General features: G+C 35.4%; 18 protein-coding genes. 1 reads left to right on the plus strand and 17 read right to left on the minus strand.

Features of this window, described 5'->3' with window-relative positions; translation table 11 throughout:
• Window positions 1-25: 25 nt before the first annotated feature.
• From spoIIR to V7056_RS00770, 11 genes are all read right to left on the minus strand, one after another.
• Entirely contained in the window at window positions 26-811 is a 786-nt protein-coding gene (gene spoIIR / locus V7056_RS00720; RefSeq protein WP_499698452.1) for a stage II sporulation protein R, read from the minus strand.
• Window positions 812-876: 65 nt separating this feature from the next.
• Window positions 877-1824, minus strand: coding sequence for an ATP-grasp domain-containing protein (locus V7056_RS00725; protein WP_499698453.1), 948 nt, complete (start codon window positions 1822-1824; stop codon window positions 877-879).
• 50 nt (window positions 1825-1874) lie between these two features.
• Entirely contained in the window at window positions 1875-2732 is an 858-nt protein-coding gene (prmC, locus tag V7056_RS00730; RefSeq protein WP_499698454.1) for a peptide chain release factor N(5)-glutamine methyltransferase, read from the minus strand.
• Complete coding sequence (gene prfA / locus V7056_RS00735; protein WP_499698455.1) at window positions 2732-3799, minus strand: peptide chain release factor 1; 1068 nt, start codon at window positions 3797-3799, stop codon at window positions 2732-2734. The genes prmC and prfA overlap by 1 nt, the downstream gene beginning before the upstream one ends.
• Before the next feature lie 120 nt (window positions 3800-3919).
• Entirely contained in the window at window positions 3920-4537 is a 618-nt protein-coding gene (locus V7056_RS00740; RefSeq protein ID WP_499698456.1) for a thymidine kinase, read from the minus strand.
• A gap of 205 nt (window positions 4538-4742) precedes the next feature.
• Entirely contained in the window at window positions 4743-4991 is a 249-nt protein-coding gene (locus V7056_RS00745) for a type B 50S ribosomal protein L31 (RefSeq protein ID WP_088001434.1), read from the minus strand.
• Between the two features lie 157 nt (window positions 4992-5148).
• On the minus strand, window positions 5149-6423 hold the full coding sequence (gene rho, locus V7056_RS00750) for a transcription termination factor Rho (RefSeq protein ID WP_088001436.1): 1275 nt from the start codon (window positions 6421-6423) through the stop codon (window positions 5149-5151).
• 452 nt (window positions 6424-6875) lie between these two features.
• A complete protein-coding gene (glpX, locus tag V7056_RS00755) occupies window positions 6876-7841 on the minus strand; it encodes a class II fructose-bisphosphatase (RefSeq protein WP_499698457.1) in 966 nt (321 codons plus the stop codon).
• Between the two features lie 191 nt (window positions 7842-8032).
• Complete coding sequence (gene murA, locus V7056_RS00760; RefSeq protein ID WP_499698458.1) at window positions 8033-9331, minus strand: UDP-N-acetylglucosamine 1-carboxyvinyltransferase; 1299 nt, start codon at window positions 9329-9331, stop codon at window positions 8033-8035.
• Window positions 9332-9787: 456 nt separating this feature from the next.
• Complete coding sequence (locus V7056_RS00765) at window positions 9788-10642, minus strand: class II fructose-bisphosphate aldolase (protein WP_499698459.1); 855 nt, start codon at window positions 10640-10642, stop codon at window positions 9788-9790.
• A 296-nt stretch (window positions 10643-10938) separates the two neighbouring features.
• A complete protein-coding gene (locus V7056_RS00770) occupies window positions 10939-11316 on the minus strand; it encodes a response regulator (RefSeq protein ID WP_499698460.1) in 378 nt (125 codons plus the stop codon).
• Window positions 11317-11518: 202 nt separating this feature from the next.
• Here V7056_RS00770 and V7056_RS00775 point away from each other — a divergent pair, with 202 nt between their 5' ends.
• Window positions 11519-12040 carry a DUF2529 family protein gene (locus tag V7056_RS00775; RefSeq protein ID WP_499698461.1) on the plus strand — a complete coding sequence of 174 codons (522 nt, stop codon included), beginning with the start codon at window positions 11519-11521 and terminating at the stop codon, window positions 12038-12040.
• Between the two features lie 50 nt (window positions 12041-12090).
• On the opposite strand, the gene pyrG is transcribed toward V7056_RS00775, so the two are convergent.
• The 6 genes from pyrG to V7056_RS00805 form a co-directional block, all read right to left on the minus strand.
• Window positions 12091-13692 (minus strand): CTP synthase, encoded by a 1602-nt coding sequence (gene pyrG, locus V7056_RS00780; protein WP_499698462.1) that lies wholly within the window; start codon window positions 13690-13692, stop codon window positions 12091-12093.
• A gap of 326 nt (window positions 13693-14018) precedes the next feature.
• Window positions 14019-14570: a DNA-directed RNA polymerase subunit delta gene (rpoE, locus tag V7056_RS00785; protein ID WP_499698463.1), complete on the minus strand. Its 552-nt coding sequence runs from the start codon at window positions 14568-14570 to the stop codon at window positions 14019-14021.
• 213 nt (window positions 14571-14783) lie between these two features.
• Window positions 14784-18023, minus strand: a complete 3240-nt coding sequence (icmF, locus tag V7056_RS00790) for a fused isobutyryl-CoA mutase/GTPase IcmF (RefSeq protein ID WP_499698464.1) — start codon at window positions 18021-18023, stop codon at window positions 14784-14786.
• Between the two features lie 127 nt (window positions 18024-18150).
• Window positions 18151-19281 (minus strand): acyl-CoA dehydrogenase, encoded by a 1131-nt coding sequence (locus tag V7056_RS00795; RefSeq protein ID WP_499698465.1) that lies wholly within the window; start codon window positions 19279-19281, stop codon window positions 18151-18153.
• A gap of 375 nt (window positions 19282-19656) precedes the next feature.
• Complete coding sequence (locus V7056_RS00800; protein WP_499698466.1) at window positions 19657-20835, minus strand: acetyl-CoA C-acetyltransferase; 1179 nt, start codon at window positions 20833-20835, stop codon at window positions 19657-19659.
• Between the two features lie 149 nt (window positions 20836-20984).
• A complete protein-coding gene (locus V7056_RS00805; RefSeq protein WP_499698467.1) occupies window positions 20985-23102 on the minus strand; it encodes a (Fe-S)-binding protein in 2118 nt (705 codons plus the stop codon).
• Window positions 23103-23107: the final 5 nt, after the last annotated feature.

Here is a 23107-nt window from a genome sequence, read left to right on the forward strand (position 1 = left end):
TATGCACATAGGGAGATTACTAGAACTAAAATAATTGTTTGAACATGTGGACAAAAAAGCTTTCAACTTTAATATCATCTTCTTGTTCAACCGTCGGAATCGCAGCTACCTCTACAGCTTCTTCAGTCGATTCTTCTTGAATACTAGATTCAACTTCAGTAGACGGTTCTTTTTCACTAGATTCTTCTTTTAAATATGAAAACCCTTTACCTTCCTCTGGTTCTTCAATCTTTGTTTCCTTTTCAACTTTTTGTTGTGCTTGAAGCGAATCAACAGTTGCATCACCATTCGAAAAATCTAAGAAACATAATGGCGGAAATAATACACACCACCAGTTTGCACCTTGTCCAGCACCTAGTTTAATTAATACAGCTTCATAATCACCTGCTGGGTACATAAAGCTACCGTATAGCTTTGTTGGAAACTTTACTTTTTTAGAATACGTAATCGTAAAAGCTTGCTTAGAACCTTCTTCTTTTAAAACGCGTTGGACTGTTTTCTCTAAATCTGGTATATGGCTTTGAATGACTTTTTGTCCTTCTTCAAAGCTAGTCAAATCCTTAACCCAAGTATTAATCTGAGCATTAACTTCATCTCTTACTTTACGTTTTAATGCCTGATCTCCACTAGAATCACTATTTGCTAGAATTCGTAAACGTACCGCCTTCTTAGGAATCACAACCATTTCATTACCTTTTGCGTTTGTATCTTGAAGTGGCACTAGAACAGACGAACTGATTAATAATATAATAAATAAAGAAATTATTTTATAAGTAGTTTTCATTTTTGATTTTGCTTTATATCTTCTCATTTTATCTCCACCATCCCTCTAGGAAACAGTTTAGACAAAAGGATATATTCTTAAACACTACTATTCTATTTTTTTGTATCTGAACTGATTGCATGCCTAACCGATTTTTTCTTAGGCTTGATTAAATCATTTTTAATATAATCAATAATGAGTTCCGCAACATTTATTCCAGTACATTTCATAATTGCTTTCATATGAGCATTAGAGTTTACTTCACAAACTATCGCTTCATCATTCTCACCAAACAGAAGATCAATGCCAGCAAAGTCTACTCCTAAAATTTTTGCACATCTTAGTGCAAGTTCTTTTTGGGATCCAGTCGGTTCGTATGCAAATGCATCCCCACCTAACTCAGCATTGGCACGAAAATCTGTTTCAGAACTACGGAGCATAGATGCGACTACACGATCTCCAACTACATATAGACGCATATCTCTTCCCTTACTAGATTCAATAAACTCTTGGTATAGATGAGGGACGTATTGTAATTCATCTACTTTTTTTAGAAATTCTTCGCGATTATGAATTAAATACACTTGCATCCCAAAAGAACCATAAGATTCTTTTAGGACAAATGGATAACCTAACTCTTGCTCAACGACATCATAAAAAGAGTAGTCAGTAACTTTACAGCTTGGATAAACTAATGGAGCATTTATCGTTTTAGGCATTGGCACTTCATATTCAGATAAAATTTGGTATGTTAGTGACTTATTATCACAATTTTTAATAGCTAATGCAGAATTATATACCTTAAATCCCATAATCTCTAAATGACGAGCTAAAGCTGTATCTTTGTCCCAGTATATAATAAAATCTGGCTTTTCTTCACTGTATAATCCTTTTAAAATCGGCTTGCCCTTTTCAATAACAGGGACGAGCTCATGATGCTTTACTAATTTTGTATTTAGACCTTTTGTTGCACAAATCTCTTGCAAATTGAAGAATAAATCCATAAATTTTGAGGACGTAACATGTCCATTGTAGACAATCCAGCCATTTAAACTTGTCATATACTCACTCAACTTTCTTAACGAAATCATTAAAATGTAAGTTTAGTAATTCATTTCATCATATATACCATACGATCTTTGCCGTTAATATCAAAGACGACTTCAACTTGTGCGTCATTAAAGGTATTTCTTAATATCGTTGCAACTGGTTCACCTTGACCAATTCCTACTTCAAAAGCTACTAATGCTTTACGATTTAGAACTTTAGGTAAATCTGTTGCAAATCGACGATAAAAATCAAGTCCATCTTCACCGCCAACTAGCGCACGATATGGCTCATGCTCCTTTACAACCTCATCTAATTGCAACCAATCCTGGTGAGGTATATATGGAGGATTCGATACGACAATATCAACTTTTTTGTTTTCATCTATAAAATAATTTAATAAATCATTATGAAGAAAAGTAACATTTGCCCCTAATTGAAGAGCGTTTTGCTTAGCAACCTCAATTGATTCCTCCGCAATATCAACAGTATGAACTGTAAGTTGTGGATTTTCAAGGGCAAGTGAAATAGCGATCGCTCCACTACCTGTTCCTACATCAACAAGCTCTATATGATCCGTTTGGTCCCAAAGTTTATGAATACGTTCAAGAACACCTTCAACTAATTCTTCAGTTTCTGGCCTCGGAATTAACACTTCGTTATTTACAATAAATTTTCTACCGTAAAAATATTCATACCCAATTAAATACTGAATTGGTTCACCTTCAATATGTTTTTGTATCATTTCTTGAAATTGCAACCAATGTCCATCTTTTAAATCTTCTCTCATATGAGTCAGTAATTGAGTTCGGTTGTAATCTAAAATATGCTTTAATGCTATTTCGCCCACATTTTCATCTCGTCCGTGTCTTTGTAAAAAAAGAGAAGCCCATTTTAGGGCTTCGTATATCTTTGTTGTCATTATTGACTTTGTTCCATTCTTTTTGCTTGATCGTCCATAATTAGTGCATTGATAATTTCGTCAATCTTACCTTCGACGATTTGATCAAGCTTTTGAATTGTTAAACCAATTCTGTGGTCAGTAACACGGTTTTGTGGGTAGTTATAAGTACGAATACGTTCAGAACGATCACCCGTTCCAACAGCTTGCTTACGGTTTTGATCGTACTCTGCTTGAATTTCTCGTTGGAATTTATCATAAACTCTCGCACGAAGAACCTTCATCGCTTTTTCTTTATTTTTAATTTGTGATTTTTCATCCTGACAAGATACAACCGTATTTGTAGGAATATGCGTTAAACGAACTGCGGACATCGTCGTATTTACTGATTGTCCTCCAGGTCCACTTGAAGCAAATGTATCTACACGAATATCTTTATCATGGATTTCAATTTCAACTTCTTCAGCTTCTGGTAAAACAGCAACAGTTGCCGTAGAAGTATGAATACGTCCACCCGATTCAGTTTCAGGTACACGTTGAACTCGGTGAGCACCATTTTCAAATTTTAACTTCGAAAACGCGCCCTTACCACTAATCATAAAGATAACCTCTTTAAAGCCACCTAATTCTGTATAGTTACCTTCAATAATTTCTGTTTTCCAACCATTTACCTCTGCAAATCGGCTGTACATACGGTATAGTGTTGCAGCAAATAACGCTGCCTCATCTCCACCCGCTGCACCGCGAATCTCAACGATAACGTTTTTATCATCGTTAGGATCCTTTGGAATTAGTAATATCTTTAATTGCTCTTCAAGCTCTTTTGATTCTGCTTCAAGTTCATTTAATTCTTCTTTTACCATTTCACGCATATCAGCATCAAGCTTATCTTCAAGCATTGCTTTTGCGTCTTTAATCTGTTCTTTTACAGATTTGTACTGACGATACGCATCAACTGTTTCTTGAATATCTGACTGCTCTTTAGAGTATTCACGTAACTTCTTTGAATCGCTTATAATTTCAGGATCACTTAATAACTCATTTAATTTATCGTAGCGATCTTCTACTGCTTGCAATCGATCAAACATAACTTTCACCTCGACATTTTCGTCTTAATATAGTTACTTTATAATATTTGTGGATTTTCACTTAAGGATGAATTCTTTCTGAATCATTATCTATATATTAGATAGCAAGAAAGGTCAAACTTAATCGTTTTGGTTTTGGAATGCTGGTTCTGTTCGATGAGAATTTGTAGGTACTTCGTGACAGTGGCGACATCTTGGCTCATAAGATTCAGATGCTCCTACTAAAATAATAGGGTCCTCAAATAAAGCCGGCTTACCATTAATTAATCTTTGTGTTCTACTTGCCGGTGAGCTACAAACCGCACATACTGCATTTAATTTTGTTACATGCTCAGCAATGGACATAATTTCAGGTACCTTTCCGAATGGTAACCCTCTAAAATCCTGATCAAGACCTGCGCAAATTACTCTTTTACCCATATTGGCTAATTGCTGAACAACGTTAAATATTTCATCATCAAAAAATTGAATTTCATCTATTGCTACAACCTCAACCTCTTCTGTTACATACTTAAGAATTTGAGATGAGTGTGTTAATGCATAAGCAGGTACCTTCATACCTGTGTGAGACACAACTTCAACTTCACTATATCGGTTATCAATCGACGGTTTAAATGTTACACAACTTTGTTTAGCAAACTGTGTACGACGAACACGGCGGATCAACTCCTCTGATTTACCAGAAAACATACTCCCGCAAATCATCTCTATCCAACCATTTTTTCTCATCATAAACATTAAGAGTCTCACCTTTCTAAATCAGTTCTATGTCTAATTACATTATTTTTAAAATTAAAATGCTTTAAGATTTTTCATGTAAGTATTCATTTCTATTTATATAAAAATTCTTTTTATGAATTAAATTATTATGTTAAAGGACTATAAATGCGTAAAAAAAGCAGGCAAAGTAGCAATAACTCGCCTGCTTTTCATCTTTATTACCTTAAGACTTAAGACCGTATTTTTTGTTGAAACGTTCAACACGTCCTGCAGCGTTAGCAAATTTCTGACGACCAGTGTAGAATGGGTGAGAATCAGAAGAAACCTCAACTTTGATAAGAGGGTAAGTGTTACCATCTTCCCATTCGATTGTTTCGCTAGAATATTTTGTAGATCCGCTTAAGAACTTGAAGCCAGTGTTAATATCCATAAACACGACTTTCTTGTAATCAGGATGAATATTTGCTTTCATGTTTTTCATCTCCTTCCGCCCTGAAATCCTTGAAATCAGAGTTATCAAATCATGTGTATACCACATAATTTACATTTAACATACAAATGAAATTATAGCAACTAACCCGGGAGAATGCAACCCACTATTTTTCAAAAAGGATGCCTATATCTACCAACTATTTATTAGTGACTGGTGTTTTTTTACTTTCTTCTGTCATCGTATTGAAGAATTCTTCATTTGTTTTTGTTTGACGAAGCATTCTAAAATATCTTTCAACAAAATCAGGTATATCTGACATAGTCTTCCTCATTAACCATAACTTGTCTAAATGGTCTTTAGGGATTAGTAGATCCTCTTTACGAGTACCAGATCTACGTATATCAATAGCTGGGAATATTCTACGTTCAGCTAACGAACGATCTAAATGAAGCTCCATGTTACCTGTACCTTTAAATTCCTCATAGATCACATCATCCATACGTGAACCTGTGTCTATTAATGCTGTAGCTAGAATTGTTAAGCTACCACCTTCTTCAATATTACGGGCTGCACCGAAAAAGCGTTTTGGACGGTGGAATGCAGCTGGGTCAATACCTCCAGATAATGTACGACCACTTGGTGGAATGACTAAGTTGTACGCACGAGCTAGACGAGTAATACTATCCATTAGGATGATGACATCTTTCTTATGTTCTACTAATCTCATAGCACGTTCAAGAACTAACTCAGCTACTTTAATATGACTATCAGGTGTTTCATCAAAAGTCGAGCTAACAACATCACCTTTAACCGAACGTTCAATATCCGTAACTTCCTCTGGACGTTCGTCAATTAGTAATACAATTAATTCTGCTTCCGGATGATTCGTTGTAATACTATTTGCGATTTCTTTTAAAAGTTCTGTTTTACCTGCTTTTGGTGGAGCAACAATTAAACCACGTTGACCAAATCCTACCGGGGCAATCATATCAATAATACGAGTTGAAAACTTCGCAGGGGTTGTTTCAAGCTTCATTTGTCTATTTGGATATAATGCAGTCAGTCCAGGGAAGTGAACACGCTCTTTTGCGTTTTCAGGATCATCACCATTAACCGCTTCCACTTGTAGTAATCCAAAATATCTTTCGTTTTCTTTTGGTGGACGTACTTTTCCAGAAACTTTATCACCATTACGCATATCAAATCTTCTAATTTGAGATGCAGAAATATAAATGTCTTCTGAACTTGGTGAATAATTGATTGGTCGTAAAAATCCATATCCTTCAGAAGGAATGATTTCTAGTACACCTTCCATGAATAATAATCCATCTTTTTCTGCCTGTGCTTTTAAGATGGCAAATATTAATTCTTTTTTTGTCAATTTGCTGTAATACGAAATTTTCATTACTTTCGCATGTTCATACAAATCTTTTAACTTCATGTTTTCTAATGCAGAGATTGTTAAACTCATACAACACCACTCTTTACTTTTATTCAATCATATAAGGATTATCTTAATTCGGAAGGTTATTTAGAAGGTTTTTTGAAGGAAACTTACATAAAGTAACTTATTCTTTAGTGTAACCTTTTCCCCTAAAAATATTCTAAGTAATTAGAATTAATAGGTTTACTATCTATTGAGATTATAATTCGAAAGGGTTTTTTATGCCAACTATTTTTCTATCTAATAAATTAACAACTCTTTCCTTTGGGAAATACAGGAAAGAGTTGTTATTCTAGTATATTCTTAAAAGCTTTTATCTGATAAAAGAAGTATGTTGATTTCCGCTCCAGGTTGCTCGCTTTTCATGGGGCGTGAGTTGAGCCTCCTTGAAAAAGGGTAGGCATGCATGACCCACATCCCACAGGAGTCGAGCAATCTTTCGCTACATCCAACTTCTACTTTTTTAATGAAAAAGCTCCTTATTTAATAACTAAGTTAGGTTTTTTATTCAAGCTATGACGACCGTCTACAAAGCGTACTGTGCCTGATTTAGCGCGCATTACTAGTGAATGAGTTGTTCCTACATTCCCTTTGTATTGAACACCCTTTAGTAATTCACCGTCTGTAACACCAGTAGCTGCAAAGATCGCGTCATCACCTTTTACTAGGTCTTCCATGTATAATACACGATCTGGGTCTTCTATACCCATTCGTTTACAGCGAGCAATTTCTTCCTCATTTTGTGGTAATAACTTTCCTTGAAGTTCTCCACCTAAGCATTTTAATGCAACGGCTGAGATTACCCCTTCAGGCGCGCCGCCGCTACCAAATAATATATCTACACCTGTGTGATCGAAAGCCGTGTTAATTGCTCCCGCTACATCTCCGTCATTAATTAATTTGATTCGAGCACCAGCTGCGCGAATTTCTTCAATTAATTTTTCGTGACGCGGTCTATTTAAAACTGTTGCTACCACTTCATTAATGTTTTTACCTTTAGCATTTGCTACAGCAGTTAAGTTCTCAAGTACTGTTGCATTGATGTCGATTTTCCCTACTGCTTCAGGACCTACTGCAATCTTTTCCATGTACATATCTGGCGCATGCAATAAATTACCATGATCTGCAATTGCGATAACTGCTAATGCATTCCATCCACCTGAAGCTACGATATTTGTGCCCTCTAAAGGATCCACTGCAACGTCTACTCTTGGTCCATAGCCATTTCCAAGCTTTTCACCAATGTAAAGCATTGGAGCCTCGTCCATTTCTCCTTCACCAATCACAACAGTACCTTTCATTGGAATGGTATCAAATACGTCACGCATTGCTGTTGTTGCAGCATCATCTGCTTCGTCTTTCTTACCAAGACCCATCCATTTTGCTGAAGCAAGTGCAGCAGCCTCTGTAACACGAACTAACTCCATTGATAAACTTCTTTCCACTTCAAACTCCCCCTTTGATGAAATGCGAAGTCGCACTAGCAAACTCTATGTGATAAAACAATCCATGAAAAGAGCATGCTTTTCTTTTTACCTTTTGTTTTGAAACTGTAAGAGCTTTCCGTCATCATTATACAACGAAAACTATGTATTCGTCTGATTAAATTCAAATGAAGCCCAAAGAAAGCAGATCGTTATACATTTTTAAGTTGTTCTACCTCTTGCTGCGTTAACTGAACGCGCCATACATTGGCACCTAGACCTAATAGTTTTTCTACTAAATCTTCATACCCTCGATCTACGTGCTCTAAACCAGTAAGCTCTGTCTTTCCATCAGCAATCAAACCAGCGATAACCAAAGCTGCTCCGGCTCTTAAGTCACTTGCTTTCACTCGACCGCCTTGTAGTGAAGTTGGTCCAGATATAATTGCAGTGCTACCTTCAACCTTGATTGTGGCGCTCATTCGTCTCAGCTCATCGATATGTTTAAATCGAGCACCGTAAATTGTATCTGTTATAACTGCAGTCCCATTTGCTTTTGTTAATAAGACAGAAAAAGGCTGCTGTAAATCCGTAGGAAAACCAGGATATACCAAAGTCTTAATATCAACAGCTTTCATAACTTTGTTTGTCCCAGTCACAATAATCTGGTCATCATTTGTATCAATTTGTATATTCATTTCTCTCATTTTCGCAATAAGAGATTCTAAATGATGTGGAATAACATTATCAACAACAACGCTATCGCCTTCTTGAACTGTTGCAGCTGCTAAAATAGTATATGTTCCTGCTTCAATTCGGTCCGGGATAATTGTATGCGTACATCCTGAAAGTGATTCTACTCCATCTATTCGAATTACATCAGTACCTGCACCTTTGATTTTCGCACCCATGCTTGTTAATAACGTAGCTACATCTACAATTTCAGGCTCTTTGGCTGCATTTTCAATAACTGTTCTACCATTTGCTAGCACCGCTGCTAACATGATATTGATAGTTGCCCCTACACTTACTACATCTAAGTAAATTCGAGCTCCCTTTAATTCTTCTGCTCGTAAATAAATTGCACCTTGTTCGTTCGTTACTTTTGCACCAAGTGCTTCAAAACCTTTTATATGTTGATCGATTGGTCTTGGACCTAGATAACATCCTCCTGGTAAACCAATAACTGCTTGTTTAAATCTACCTAACATTGCCCCCATTAAATAATAAGAAGCACGTAGTTTTTTAACCTTTCCACTAGGAAGTGGCATAGCGACCATATTTGATGGATCAATCATAATCTTTTCATCTGACATCTCTACTTGACCACCAATTTCCTCTAACAGGTCGCATAAAGTTTGTACATCAGAAATAGAAGGAACCCCTTCAAGTGTTACAGGTGAACTAGCTAAAATTGTTGCAGGAATTAATGCTACAGCACTATTTTTCGCACCACTAACTCGAATTGTTCCTTTTAAAGGTATACCGCCTTCTAACACAAGCTTTTCCATAGTATACTCCCTTCTAAATGAGCAGAAGAAAACAGGGAGAGATGTAATAAAAATATCTCTTGTAATTCCCTAATTGTTGTCTACCTATTTTCTCCAATTTTCTATTTATCTAATCTTAGTTTATACGAGACGTACCTTCTAATGTAAAGTCTTTTGTTTGTACATTAATACACTAATGACCAATTACATCTTCCATCCAAACTAGTAAATCATTCAATTTTAAATAATAAATTACTTATCATTTCATATAAAATTTAAGAGACCTAACAATATGTATATCAATACTTTAACTTTTCTTTAACCCGTTTTAAGTTATTCTCTATTTTCATTACGAAAACCTTCTACTACGCGATGAAGTATTCCCATAAAAAATAGCTAAAAAAGAAAACCGTCTAAATAGTTTTAGACGGTTTCATTATTTATAATATAACATAAATCATTCGAAAACTATTTATATTATGCTTTGTTGCTAGTACCAAACTCACGAATTTTACCAGTAACTGTAGCGATAATAGCTTCACGTCCAGGTCCGATTACTTTACGAGGATCATATTGGTTTAGATCTTTAGCTACGAATTCACGAACAGCTTTGTTAAAAGCAATTTGGTTTTCAGTATTTACGTTGATTTTCGCAGTACCACGAGCAATCGCTTTTTGAATTTGTTCAGTAGGAATTCCAGTACCACCATGTAATACTAAAGGTACATTTGTTTCTTTACCAACTTGTTCCATTTCGTCGAAACCTAATTTAGGTTCACCTTTGTATGGCCCGTGAACAGATCCTAAAGCCGGAGCTAAGCAATCAATTCCAGTACGTTCAACTAATTCTTTACACTCAGCAGGATCAGCATAGATGATGTCACCTACAACATGATCTTCTTGCCCACCAACTGTACCTAATTCAGCTTCTACAGAAACACCTTTTGAGTGTGCATATTCAACTACTTTTTTAGTAGTTTCTACGTTTTGCTCAAATGGATCGTGTGAAGCATCGATCATTACTGATGTGAAACCAGCATCGATTGCAGCTTTACATACGTCATAGCTTGAACCGTGGTCAAGATGGATTGCAACTGGAACAGTTACTTTTAAATCAATTAATAGACCTTCTACCATTTTTACAACAGTATTAAATCCGCCCATATACTTTGCTGCACCCTCAGAAACACCAAGGATTACTGGAGATTGTTCTCTTTCAGCAGCAGTAAGAATAGCATAAGTCCATTCTAAGTTATTGATATTATATTGACCAACTGCATACTTACCTTCTTTTGCTTTGTTAAGCATTTCAGTCATAGATACTAAAGGCATGACAAGCCCTCCTTCTAATCTTTTATATAAGTTAAATTTTGTACCCATAATCGTACTAACAAGAATAGATTGCAACAAATTGTTCTTTATTATGTATATTATTAGGTACCTCTATCACTTACTAAGAATACAAAAAATGATACGAAAATACAACAGTTATCCATTAATGTTCGTATTATCTTAACATTTTAGACAATTTTCTATCATATAGATCGTTTTTTTACGCTATTTCCGAAAACGCTTTCAAAACGCGCAGTGTAAATAAAAAACAGATGGTCTTTTGCCATCTGCTAGTGTTATTGAAGAGATTGAGGTTGAGAAGTATGTTCTCTAACCACTTTTTTAATTTCATCAATATCAAATGGTTTCGGAAAATATCGAAGTGCTCCTAATTTTTTAGCTTCTTCAATAATGTCTAACTCACCATAAGCTGTCATTAAAATAACTTTAATCTCTTTGTTAATCTCTTTAATTCGTTTTAATATTTCTACTCCGTCCATGCCTGGTATTTTCATATCAAGAATTACTAAGTCGGGACAATCTTTAATAACAATATCGATTGCTTGAAAACCGTTGGCAGCCTGAAAAACTTCGTAACCTTCTTTTTTGAAAATCTCATGTAGTAGTAAACGAATTCCGTACTGATCATCTACAATTAATAACTTGCTTCCCAAAATTAGTACCACCTCTCTTAACCAGATCTGACTACATGCAAAAAATACAAATTCCCCTAAATTTTTACATTCTCTTTAGAAGTCCTATTTTCCTGCATCTTTTTGTAATTTTTATAAATTATTACTTTCTGAATGATTTAATTCACTATCTACTTTACAGTATAATGGTTAGCACATACTTTTTTAAGAGGGAGTACACAAAATGTTAAAAATTTTTACAACACAACTAAATGGTGTTTTTCAAAAGATATTAAAGCAAGAAGAAGTATTCGAAGATGCTTCTCGCTTTCTAGCACAAGCAATTGTTGGTGAAGGAAAAGTATATGTACACGGTGCAAAAGAATTTTCAGGAATTGTTTCTGAAATCAAATATGGAGAAGATACACCTCAATCCTTTGAGCCTTTATTTGAAGAAGGGCAGATAAGATCATTATCTTCAGTCGATCGTGTCCTCCTATTCGCAAAGCAAGCAGATGATGAAGAAGTGATTCAAATTGCAAATACACTAATCAAAAACGGAATTGGCTTTGTTGTCGTTTCTACAGTGATTGAAAATGATTCATTATCAGATCTAGCTGATATTTTTATTAACTATGAACTAACTCGTAAATTAGTACCTACTGAAGAAGGCGACCGTATTGGTTTACCGACTTTATTAACAGGATTATTTATTTATCATTGTCTACTTTTAACAATCAATGAAATAATGGCAGATTTTGATTAATTAAAAAACACCCAACACAAATCAATGTGTTGGGTGTTTCATTAATATGATTATTTTTTATTATTTAAAGAAGCTCCAACGAAGTCTCTAAATAATGGTTGTGGTCTATTTGGACGTGAAATAAATTCCGGGTGGAATTGAGATGCCACAAACCAAGGATGGTTTGGTAACTCAATAATTTCAACTAAACGACCATCAGGACTAGTACCTGAGAATACAAATCCTGCTTGTTCCATTTGTTGACGATATTCATTGTTAAACTCATAACGATGACGATGACGTTCGTATACAACTTCATCACCATAAGCCTCATACGCCTTAGTACCTTCTATAAGTTTACATGGATATAAACCTAAACGTAATGTTCCACCTAAGTCTTCAACATCCTTTTGCTCAGGTAAAAGATCAATGATTGGGAAGTTTGTTGTTGGGTCGATTTCAGCAGAATGTGCACCGTTCATGCCTAGTACATTACGAGCATATTCAATAGATGCAATTTGCATTCCTAAACAAATTCCTAAGAATGGTACATTGTTTTCTCGAGCAAATTGAGCAGTTAGTATTTTACCTTCTACTCCTCGATCACCAAAACCACCTGGTACAAGGATTCCATCAACATCACTTAATAGATCACTAACATTAGTCGTTGTAACTTCTTCAGCGTTAATCCATTTAATTTCAATTTCACTGTCAAAAGAATAACCAGCATGTTTTAATGCTTCAGCAACCGAAATGTAAGCATCTTGTAATTCTACATATTTACCAACAAGTGCAATTTTTGTTGATTTAGTTAGATTTTTCACTTTATCTACTAATGCAATCCATTCTGTCATATCAGGTTCATTTGTTTTGATTTTTAAATGATTACATGCGATAGCATCTAAACCTTGAGCTTGTAACGCTAATGGAATTTCATAAAGTGTATCTGCATCGACACATTCAATTACATCTTTAGCATCAACATCACAGAATTGAGCGATTTTATCCTTCATTTCTTGTGGTACTGATGTCTCAGAACGTAATACGATCACATTTGGTTGGATACCAATGCTACGAAGTTCTTTTACACTATGTTGTGTTGGTTTCGTTTTTAATTCACCAGCTGCCTTAATATATGGAAGAAGCGTACAGTGAACATACATTACATTGTCACGACCAACATCACCTTTAATTTGACGAATTGCCTCGATGAAAGGTAATGATTCGATGTCACCTACTGTTCCACCAATCTCAGTAATGACAACATCAGCATTTGTTTCGCGACCTGCACGGAAAACTTTATCTTTAATTTCATTTGTAATATGAGGAATAACTTGTACTGTTCCTCCTAAATAATCTCCACGGCGTTCTTTTTGTAGTACTGTAGAATACACTTTACCGCACGTAACATTATTAAATTTAGTTACATTGATATCAACAAAACGTTCATAGTGACCTAAATCTAAATCTGTTTCCGCTCCATCATCCGTTACGAAAACTTCACCATGTTGATAAGGACTCATTGTTCCTGGATCTAAGTTGATATACGGATCAAACTTTTGAATCGTTACATTTAATCCTCTGTTTTTTAATAGTCTTCCTAAAGATGCTGCAACAATCCCTTTTCCAAGAGAAGAAACTACGCCACCTGTTACGAAAATATACTTTGTCATAATTGAGCCCCTTTCATTTTTTTAGCATTCGTAATTTTATTTTTCTTTAGTAGAAATACAAAGCTAAATTTATAAAAATTTAATTAATAACATAATTTTATGTATGCTTTATTGTCGTCCAAAATAGGATTGTTTCATGCAAGTTAACATGATTTATCTATTTTAAAACAACAAAACAAACCATCCATAAAAGGTTGATACATCAAGTTTCTCATTAAAAAAATAAAGACGCCCCCTATATAATATAGGGAGCGTCAAATATATTTCGTTCTTTTTTAAAGAGCCCAATAAGAATTGTACTTATTCACTATCTAAAAGTCAAGAACTTATCGTTCTTCCTCTTCATCAAGTTCTTCTAATTCCTCGTCGTCTTCATCTTCTAAATCTAACTCTTCGTCTTCTAAATCTAGATCTTCATCTTCTTCGATTTCTTCGTCATCAAACTCATCGACAACATCATCAACAAGATCATCATCTAATTCATCTAATTCAACTAGATCTTCATCTTCTTCAAAATCATCTTCATCTGCAGATTCATATTCAGCAAAATCATCATCTTCTTCAAACTTTTTAGCACGTTTCTTCTTAGGTTTAGCAACTGGTAATACTTCCTCTTCAGCTTGATCATACGGATACCAAGCACGTAGGCCCCAACGAGTTTCACCTAAACATACAAAACGACCATCAATGTTTAATTCAGTATAAAATTGAGGAAGCTTTTCTAAAAGCTCGTCTCTTGTTACACCTAATTCTGATGCCATGCGGTCTACTAAATCATAAAAAGAAAAAGGTTCTTTTGTTTCAGAGAATAATTCATATGATAACTCAATTAACGATAATTCTTTTAATTGCTCTTCCGAGTATTGCTTTAAACTCAAAGGTAAGCACTCCTTTAAAAATAATATTTTCAACGTAAATTAAACACATTATGTATAAATTTTACTTGTTAGTTATAAAATACATATCTTTCATTATAAACAAAAGTCTATTAAATATGCTAGCACCTAGACTATATTTTTCAATATTACACTATATTTTAATGAAAAAATGATAAATGAGCGTCAAAAGACGCCCATTTAATGAATAAGCTTTTACATATTTCTTCTATACTGTCCGCCAACTTCATACAACGCTTGCGTAATTTGACCTAAACTAGCAACTCTAACAGTATTCATTAACTCTTCAAATAAATTTCCATTTTGACGTGCTACTTGCTTTAAACGCTCTAATGCAACTTTTGCTTCCGATCCATGTTTTGTTTGGAAATCAGCTACATGATCAATCTGTGATTGCTTTTCATCATAACTAGCTCTAGCAATCTCCATTGAATTAATAGAATCCATTTGTTCATTCGGATTGATATATGAGTTAACACCAATAATTGGAAGTTCACCATTATGCTTTAATGTTTCATAGTATAGAGATTCTTCTTGAATCTTTCCACGCTGATATTGAAGCTCCATCGCACCTAGTACACCACCACGGTCACTAATTCTTTCAAACTCTTTTAAAACTGCTTCCTCTACCAAGTCAGTTAGTTGTTCAATAATAAATGAACCTTGGATTGGATTCTCATTTTTTGACAATCCATTTTCTTTTTGAATAATAAGCTGGATTGCCATCGCACGTCGAACAGACTCTTCTGTAGGCGTCGTAACAGCCTCATCGTATGCGTTTGTATGCAGCGAGTTACAGTTATCATATAAAGCCATTAAAGCTTGTAATGTCGTTCGAATATCATTAAACGCCATTTCTTGGGCATGTAGTGAGCGCCCTGATGTTTGAACATGATATTTAAGTTTCTGGCTTCTCTCAGAAGCACCATACTTTTCCTTCATCGCAACTGCCCAAATACGGCGCGCAACTCTTCCAATTACCGAATACTCTGCATCTAATCCATTACTAAAGAAGAATGATAGGTTATGTGCAAAGTCATCGATTTTCATCCCACGACTTAAGTAATATTCAACATAAGTAAATCCATTAGATAAAGTAAATGCTAGCTGTGATATTGGATTTGCTCCAGCTTCAGCAATATGATACCCAGAAATTGATACTGAGTAGTAATTACGAACATTATGGTCAATAAAATATTGCTGAATGTCGCCCATCATTTTTAATGCAAATTCTGTAGAGAAAATACAAGTATTTTGACCTTGGTCTTCTTTCAGAATGTCAGCTTGAACTGTTCCACGAACTTTTTGTAATGTTGTTACTTTTACTTCTGTAAATTCCTCAACAGTTAAAATTCGCCCAAGTTCCTTTTCTTTTATTTCAACTTGTTGATGAATAGCAGTATTTAAAAACATTGCTAAGATAATTGGTGCAGGACCATTAATCGTCATCGACACAGAAGTCATAGGATTACATAAATCAAAGCCTTTATATAATTCAATCATATTATCTAATGTACATACGCTAACGCCACTTTCACCAATCTTCCCAAAAATATCTGGGCGTGTTGCAGGATCCTCTCCGTATAGCGTAACCGAGTCAAATGCTGTACTTAGACGTTTTGCAGGATCATTTTCACATAAATAGTGGAAGCGTTTATTCGTTCGACTTGGCGGTCCTTCTCCCGCAAATTGTCTCTTTGGATCTTCATCTTGACGTTTAAATGGGAATACGCCTGCAGTAAATGGGAAATAGCCAGGAACGTTTTCTTTTGCCACCCATCTTAATAAATCACCATAATCACGATAAGTAGGAACAGATATTTTTGGTATTTTCGTTCCAGATAAAGTCTTAGTTGTTAATTCAACTTTTATTTCTTTATCTCTAATTTTTTGTACCAATTGATCTTGAGAATAGGCTTCTTTAATTTGTTTAAAATGGCTTAATGCTTGTTTTGATGACGGTGCTAGCGAGTCTTCAAATTTCTGTTTTAACTCTACTAAAGTTCCTTTCCCATCTTCAACATTCAACGACTCTATTTCATTTAATGTTCCTTCAATTTGATATAGCTTAGAAGCTTTAATTGCTTCTACCTCAGCATTTTGATGGTAATTCCTTACTGTTTCAGAGATTTCCCTTAAATAAAAGCGACGTTTACTTGGGATAATGACATGTTGTTTTTCAACATTTCCAGGTTGAATATATGTTGTTTTCCATTGCTTATTTGCTTTCTTCTCAATCTCACCTGTTAATGCTAAAAATAAGTTGTTCGTTCCTGCATCATTAAACTGACTTGCAATTGTTCCATACACAGGCATTGTATCTAAATCATCATGGAATAAGTGACGACTACGTTGATATTGTTTTTGAACTAAACGTAACGCATCCTCAGAACCTTGTCGTTCGAATTTATTAATAGCTATTAAATCTGCAAAATCAATCATATCGATTTTTTCTAATTGTGAAGGCGCTCCAAACTCACTTGTCATTACATATAAATGAATGTCACTAAATTGAGTGATTGCAGCATCCCCTTGACCGATCCCACTAGTTTCAACAAAAATAACATCAAAGTTTGCTGATTTTAAAATGGCTAACGAGTCTCCAAGAGCATTTGAGATCTCCGACTGACTATTTCTTGTTGCTAAGCTTCTCATATAAACATTAGGATGATGGATTGCATTCATTCGAATACGATCTCCAAGTAATGCTCCACCTGTTTTACGCTTTGTCGGATCGATTGAAACGATACCAATTGTCTTTTCGGGGAACTCTTGGATAAAACGGCGAACTAATTCATCTGTTAATGAACTTTTTCCTGCGCCACCAGTTCCTGTCATACCAATTACGACACTATTGTTAACTTCTGATTTTTCTAATGTAGCAGCCATTTCTAAACTTGAATCCAGAGACCCTTTGTTTTCAGCTAAAGTTATGAATCTAGCAATTTCCTTATGATTTGAAGCTGTAATTTGCTGCACATTTTCAATATCCTTTAGAGGAGGAAGAAAGTCCGTACTTTGTAGCATGTGATTAATCATGCCTTGAAGTCCCATTGTTCGCCCATCTTCAGGAGAATAAATTTTTGTTATACCGTATGCTTCTAACTCTTCTTGCTCACGAGGAAGAATAACGCCTCCACCTCCACCAAATAATTTGATGTGTGAAGCACCTCTTTCTTGTAGTAAGTCATACATATATTTAAAGTATTCCATATGTCCACCTTGGTAAGATGAAATAGAGATACCTTGTACATCTTCTTGAATTGCCGCATTAATAATTTCTTCAACCGAACGATTATGTCCTAGATGAATAACCTCAACACCATTTTCCTGCAATAATCTTCTTATCATATTGATGGAAACATCATGGCCGTCAAATAAGCTTGATGCAGTTACAAAACGAATCTTATATTTAGCTTGATACTTTTCTACCATACTAATCAGCCTCCGTTATTATCATTACCTCATTCAGAAAGAAAACTTGGTAAAAGGCTTTTCATCCCTCATACCAAGTTAGTTTTGCCTTTTGTACTACATAAAAGAATTTAGAATCTTATCACGTTTATAGCATTCTAGAGATTACTAGCTTTTGAATTTCTTGAGTACCTTCATAGATCTGTGTAATTTTCGCGTCGCGCATGAAACGCTCCACAGGATAATCTTTCGTATAACCATATCCACCGAATACTTGGACTGCTTCAGTTGTCACTTTCATTGCCGTATCTCCAGCAAATAACTTCGACATAGCAGACTCTTTACCATATGGAAGCCCGTTTGACTCTAACCAAGCAGCTTGGTAGGTTAATAGACGCGCAGCTTCTACACCAGTCGCCATATCCGCAAGTTTAAATCCAATACCTTGTTGAGTAATAATTGGCTTACCAAATTGTACGCGTTCTTTTGCGTAGTCAACTGATGCATCTAATGCACCTTGTGCAATACCAACAGCCTGAGCTGCAATCCCATTTCTTCCTCCATCAAGTGTTTGCATGGCAACCTTAAAGCCTTGCCCTTCTTCACCTAATAGATTTTCCACTGGAATACGGCAGTCTTCAAACATAATTTCTGTTGTCGGAGATGAACGAATTCCTAATTTACTTTCCTTCTTCCCAACTGAAAAACCTGGTGAATCACTTTCCACGATAAATGCCGATACTCCATGTTTATTCGTAGGATCTGTAATTGCGAATACTACATAAATCTCTGCTTCTCCACCATTTGTAATGAAAATTTTCGAACCATTTAGTATATATTCATTTCCTTCTTTTCGGGCAGTTGTTCTCATTCCACCAGCATCTGAACCTGATCCTGGTTCTGTTAAACCATAGGCACCAATTTTTGTACCTTGTGCTAGCGGTTTTAAATATTTTTGTTTTTGTTCTTCAGTTCCAAATTTATAAATAGGCCAGCTTGCTAAAGATGTATGTGCAGATAGTGTTACACCTGTAGAAGCACATACTCTAGACAGTTCCTCAACTGCAATAACATATGCTAAATAGTCACTACCGATTCCACCATACTCTTCTGGAAATGGAATTCCTGTTAATCCAAGCTCTGCCATTTGATTAAAAATACCTCGGTCAAACTTTTCATGCTCATCACGTTCAGCTGCAGAAGGTGCAACCTCATTTTTCGCAAAATCCCTTACCATTTTTCGGATCATTTCATGTTCTTCACTTAGACGAAATTGCATACTTTTCTTCCTCCATTATCATTAATAGGGTAGGGTTAAGGGGAAAAGATTTTAAGAATTAGAAAAAGACATAAGTCCTTCTTCTATACAGCAATCTCTTACCTTTTTTCCTTATTTCAGTACTTTAACTAGCCCAATATTACAAGAATATCGTCGAAATTTGTAAGCGTTACCATAATTGTTTGAAATCTGCTTTCATATGCAGTCTACATATTAAATAATTCTACAAAAACTTCAAAATTCCTTGTTATTTTTTGTAGAATTTTGAAAAATTAAAAAATAAAAAAGGTTCGAAAAGAGAAAGAAGTTAGGATTAGTCTATAAAAAACTAATCCCGTTCCCCTGTTCTTTTCTAACCATATGTCTTTAGGCCATCTAAACCTCTATTAACACTGCGTCGCCTTGCCCACCACCGCTACAGATTGCTGCGATACCAAGTCCGCCGCCTTGTGCCTTTAATGCGTGTATGAGCGTTACAATAATTCTAGCTCCACTTGAACCAATTGGGTGACCAAGCGCGATCGCTCCACCATTTATATTAATTTTATCTAGTGGTAAGTCAGCAATCTTTGCACTTGCTAATACAACAGCAGCGAAAGCTTCATTGATTTCAAATAAGCTTATATCAGAAACTTTTTTATTTGTCTTTTGAAGTAGTTTTTGAATAACATAACCTGGCGTTCTCGGAAAATCCTGTGCTTCAACTGCTATTGATTCTGTAGCAAGAATTTTAGCTAAAGGCTTGTAGTTGTTTAATTTAGCTTCATCTTCGCTCATTAATAATAGAGCAGATGCCCCATCATTAATACCAGGCGCATTTCCTGCTGTTATTGTGCCATCACGATCAAAAGCAGGAGAAAGCTGTGCTAATTTTTCAATTGATGTATCTTCTCTAGGACATTCATCAACCTCTACTTTAGTGATAACGCCTTTTCTATCTTTTAATTCCACAGAAGCAATTTCTTCTTTGAATTTACCAGTATTGATCGCATTTACAGCAGATAAATGACTTCTTAATGCCCATTCATCTTGCTGCTGACGAGAAATGTCTTCGATTTTTGCAACATGATTACCATATGTACCCATATGAACACCTGTAAAAGAGCAAGTGAGTCCATCATACAAAACGCCATCTTTTAATTCAGCGTTACCTAATTTATTTCCCCATCTTAATGTTGATTGATAAAATGGCGTATTACTCATCGACTCCATTCCACCCGCTATAACACGTTTACTCTCTCCGGAACGAATGAGTAAATCTGACAGCATTACACTTCGCATACCTGACGCACATACCTTGTTAATTGTTTCTGTTCTTGTTTCCCATGGTAAACCTGCTTTACGTAAAGCCTGCCTTGAAGGTAATTGGCCTTGTCCACCCTGTAAAACACTTCCCATTACGACATCATCTATTGATGAAAATGGGTGGTTTACTTCGTTTAATGCTGCTTTTATAGCAAATGCTCCTAAATCAGATGCACTAAAACCTTTTAACCTCCCTCCAAAACGACCGATTGGTGTACGAACTGCACTGACAATAACTGTTTTACTCATATCAATCTACCCCCTTAGATTTTTATCTATTTCAATCTTCATTTGTCATAATCCTTTAAATAATCATCTTTTTAACAATGAAAAAGGTGTACAAGTTGTACACCATTCCATTGATATTTTATGTTTTATAGAATTACTTTAGAACATTCTTAAGAGGCTTGCGTCTGTTTCGAACCAAATATAGATAGCTCTAATAGTTCAGCAACATCAAGTGTTTGAACCTTCTCTTCCACTTCTTTCGCTTTTGTTCCATCAGATAACATTGTTAAGCAATACGGACAACCCGTTCCAATCACATTCGGACTTACTGCTAGTGCTTGTTCTGTTCGTGTTACATTGATTCGATTTCCAACATGCTCTTCCATCCACATTAATCCGCCACCTGCACCACAGCACATGCCCGTTTCACGTTTACGTTCCATTTCAACCAATGTTACTCCCGGTATAGCTCGCAAGATATCTCTAGGCGCTTCATATACTTCATTATATCGACCTAAATAGCATGAATCATGGTAAGTGATGACTTGGTTAACATGATGTAATGGTTTTAATTTCCCCTCTTTTACCCATAGAGATAATAATTCAGTGTGGTGATATACCTCTACAGATAAACCAAAATCAGGATACTCATTTTTAAATGTGTTATAAGCATGAGGGTCGATCGTTACTAATTTAGTTACTCCCGCTTTTTCAATTTCAGCAATATTATTATTTGCAAGTTCTTGGAACAAGAACTCTTGACCTAATCGTCTTGGTGTATCACCAGAATTCTTTTCTTTATTTCCTAATATCGCAAATTTAATGCCCGCTTCATTCATTAACTTCGCAAAGGCTAAAGCAATCTTTTGACTGCGGTTATCATATGAACCCATTGATCCAACCCAGAATAAATATTCGATTTCTTCGCCCGCTTTTTGAGCTTCTTTTACTGTAGGAATGTGGATACTTTCATCTAGCTCTCTCCAGTTCTCGCGGTCCTTACGATTTAATCCCCAAGGGTTACCTTGACGTTCAATATTCGTCATAGCACGCTGAGCATCAGGTTGCATTTTCCCTTCAGTTAGAACAAGATAGCGGCGTAAATCAATAATTTTATCAACATGTTCGTTCATTACCGGACACTGATCCTCACAGTTGCGGCAAGTAGTACATGCCCAGATTTCTTCTTCTGTAATGACATCTCCAATTAGACTTGGATTATAGTCTACCAAAGTCGCAGCTGATTCTTGTTGTCCTTTGCCAGCAGCTGCAAATGCTAATTGATTTCCTTTTGTATTCGAGAAGGCAACAGTTGGAACCCACGGAGCACGTGAAGTGACAATAGCCCCTGTTTCTGTTAGATGATTTCTTAATTTTAATATTAAATCCATCGGAGATAACATTTTCCCTGTCCCTGTTGCAGGACAAACATTTGTACAACGTCCACATTCTACACATGCATATAAATCAATTAGTTGAGATTGACGGAAGTCACTAATTTTACCTACACCAAATGTCTCTTGAGTTTCATCTTCGAAATCAATTTTCTCAAGTTTTCCAGGTTTAGATAAACGGTTAAAAAATACATTTGCAGGACCAGCAATTAAATGCGCATGCTTTGACTGTGGTACGTACACTAAGAATGTTAAAAGCGTGATTAAATGGATCCACCATGCAACATAAAAGAATGAGATCGCTAATGGTTCGTTAATACCACCAAAGATTGTCGCGATTACAGAAGCGATTGGTTCATGTAATGTAGCACCTTCTCCATCCCAAATTAACCCCATCCCATTGCCAAACAATGTAGATACCATTAATAAACCGATAAAGATTAATACTAAACCATTTTTCCATCCTCTTTTAAGTCGGACTAGTTTTTCAATATATCTTCTATGGAATGCCCATATAACTGCTACTAAAATTAACAAGGCAACTATTTCTTGAAAAAACGTAAATGCACCATATAAAGGACCAAGTGGCAAATGAACTCCCGGAATTAGCCCTCTTAAAATAAAATCAAGTGCCCCAGCTTGAACTAAAATAAATCCATAAAAGAACAAAACGTGAATAATTCCACTTTTTTTATCTTTAAGGAGCTTTTTTTGCCCAAATACATTTACCCAAATTTTCCCGAAACGTTCTTTGAAATTTTGTTCGAACTCTTCTTTTTTTCCAAGTCTAATGTAAGCTAATCTAGTTGTAATTAGGTAAACGAATAAATATAGTGCATAACCAGTGATGGCTACAAACCCTAACGCATTTAAATAATATAGAGCGTGATCCATGATGT

It is taken from the genome of Bacillus sp. JJ664, assembly GCF_036962205.1.
In the GTDB taxonomy this organism is placed as follows: domain Bacteria; phylum Bacillota; class Bacilli; order Bacillales; family Bacillaceae_G; genus Gottfriedia.

Bases quoted from the DNA above. Each gene is read 5' to 3' on its own strand.
- V7056_RS00765 (WP_499698459.1), bottom strand. From the start codon at position 10,642: ATGCCTTTAGTATCTATGACTGAAATGCTTAACAAAGCAAAAGAAGGT.
- V7056_RS00800 (WP_499698466.1), bottom strand. From the start codon at position 20,835: ATGAGTAAAACAGTTATTGTCAGTGCAGTTCGTACACCAATCGGTCGT.
- pyrG (WP_499698462.1), bottom strand. From the start codon at position 13,692: ATGACAAAGTATATTTTCGTAACAGGTGGCGTAGTTTCTTCTCTTGGA.
- V7056_RS00740 (WP_499698456.1), bottom strand. From the start codon at position 4,537: ATGTTTATGATGAGAAAAAATGGTTGGATAGAGATGATTTGCGGGAGT.
- icmF (WP_499698464.1), bottom strand. From the start codon at position 18,023: ATGGTAGAAAAGTATCAAGCTAAATATAAGATTCGTTTTGTAACTGCA.
- V7056_RS00805 (WP_499698467.1), bottom strand. From the start codon at position 23,102: ATGGATCACGCTCTATATTATTTAAATGCGTTAGGGTTTGTAGCCATC.
- V7056_RS00795 (WP_499698465.1), bottom strand. From the start codon at position 19,281: ATGCAATTTCGTCTAAGTGAAGAACATGAAATGATCCGAAAAATGGTA.
- spoIIR (WP_499698452.1), bottom strand. From the start codon at position 811: ATGAGAAGATATAAAGCAAAATCAAAAATGAAAACTACTTATAAAATA.
- prfA (WP_499698455.1), bottom strand. From the start codon at position 3,799: ATGTTTGATCGATTGCAAGCAGTAGAAGATCGCTACGATAAATTAAAT.
- V7056_RS00745 (WP_088001434.1), bottom strand. From the start codon at position 4,991: ATGAAAGCAAATATTCATCCTGATTACAAGAAAGTCGTGTTTATGGAT.
- V7056_RS00775 (WP_499698461.1), top strand. From the start codon at position 11,519: ATGTTAAAAATTTTTACAACACAACTAAATGGTGTTTTTCAAAAGATA.
- murA (WP_499698458.1), bottom strand. From the start codon at position 9,331: ATGGAAAAGCTTGTGTTAGAAGGCGGTATACCTTTAAAAGGAACAATT.
- rho (WP_088001436.1), bottom strand. From the start codon at position 6,423: ATGAGTTTAACAATCTCTGCATTAGAAAACATGAAGTTAAAAGATTTG.
- V7056_RS00725 (WP_499698453.1), bottom strand. From the start codon at position 1,824: ATGACAAGTTTAAATGGCTGGATTGTCTACAATGGACATGTTACGTCC.
- prmC (WP_499698454.1), bottom strand. From the start codon at position 2,732: ATGACAACAAAGATATACGAAGCCCTAAAATGGGCTTCTCTTTTTTTA.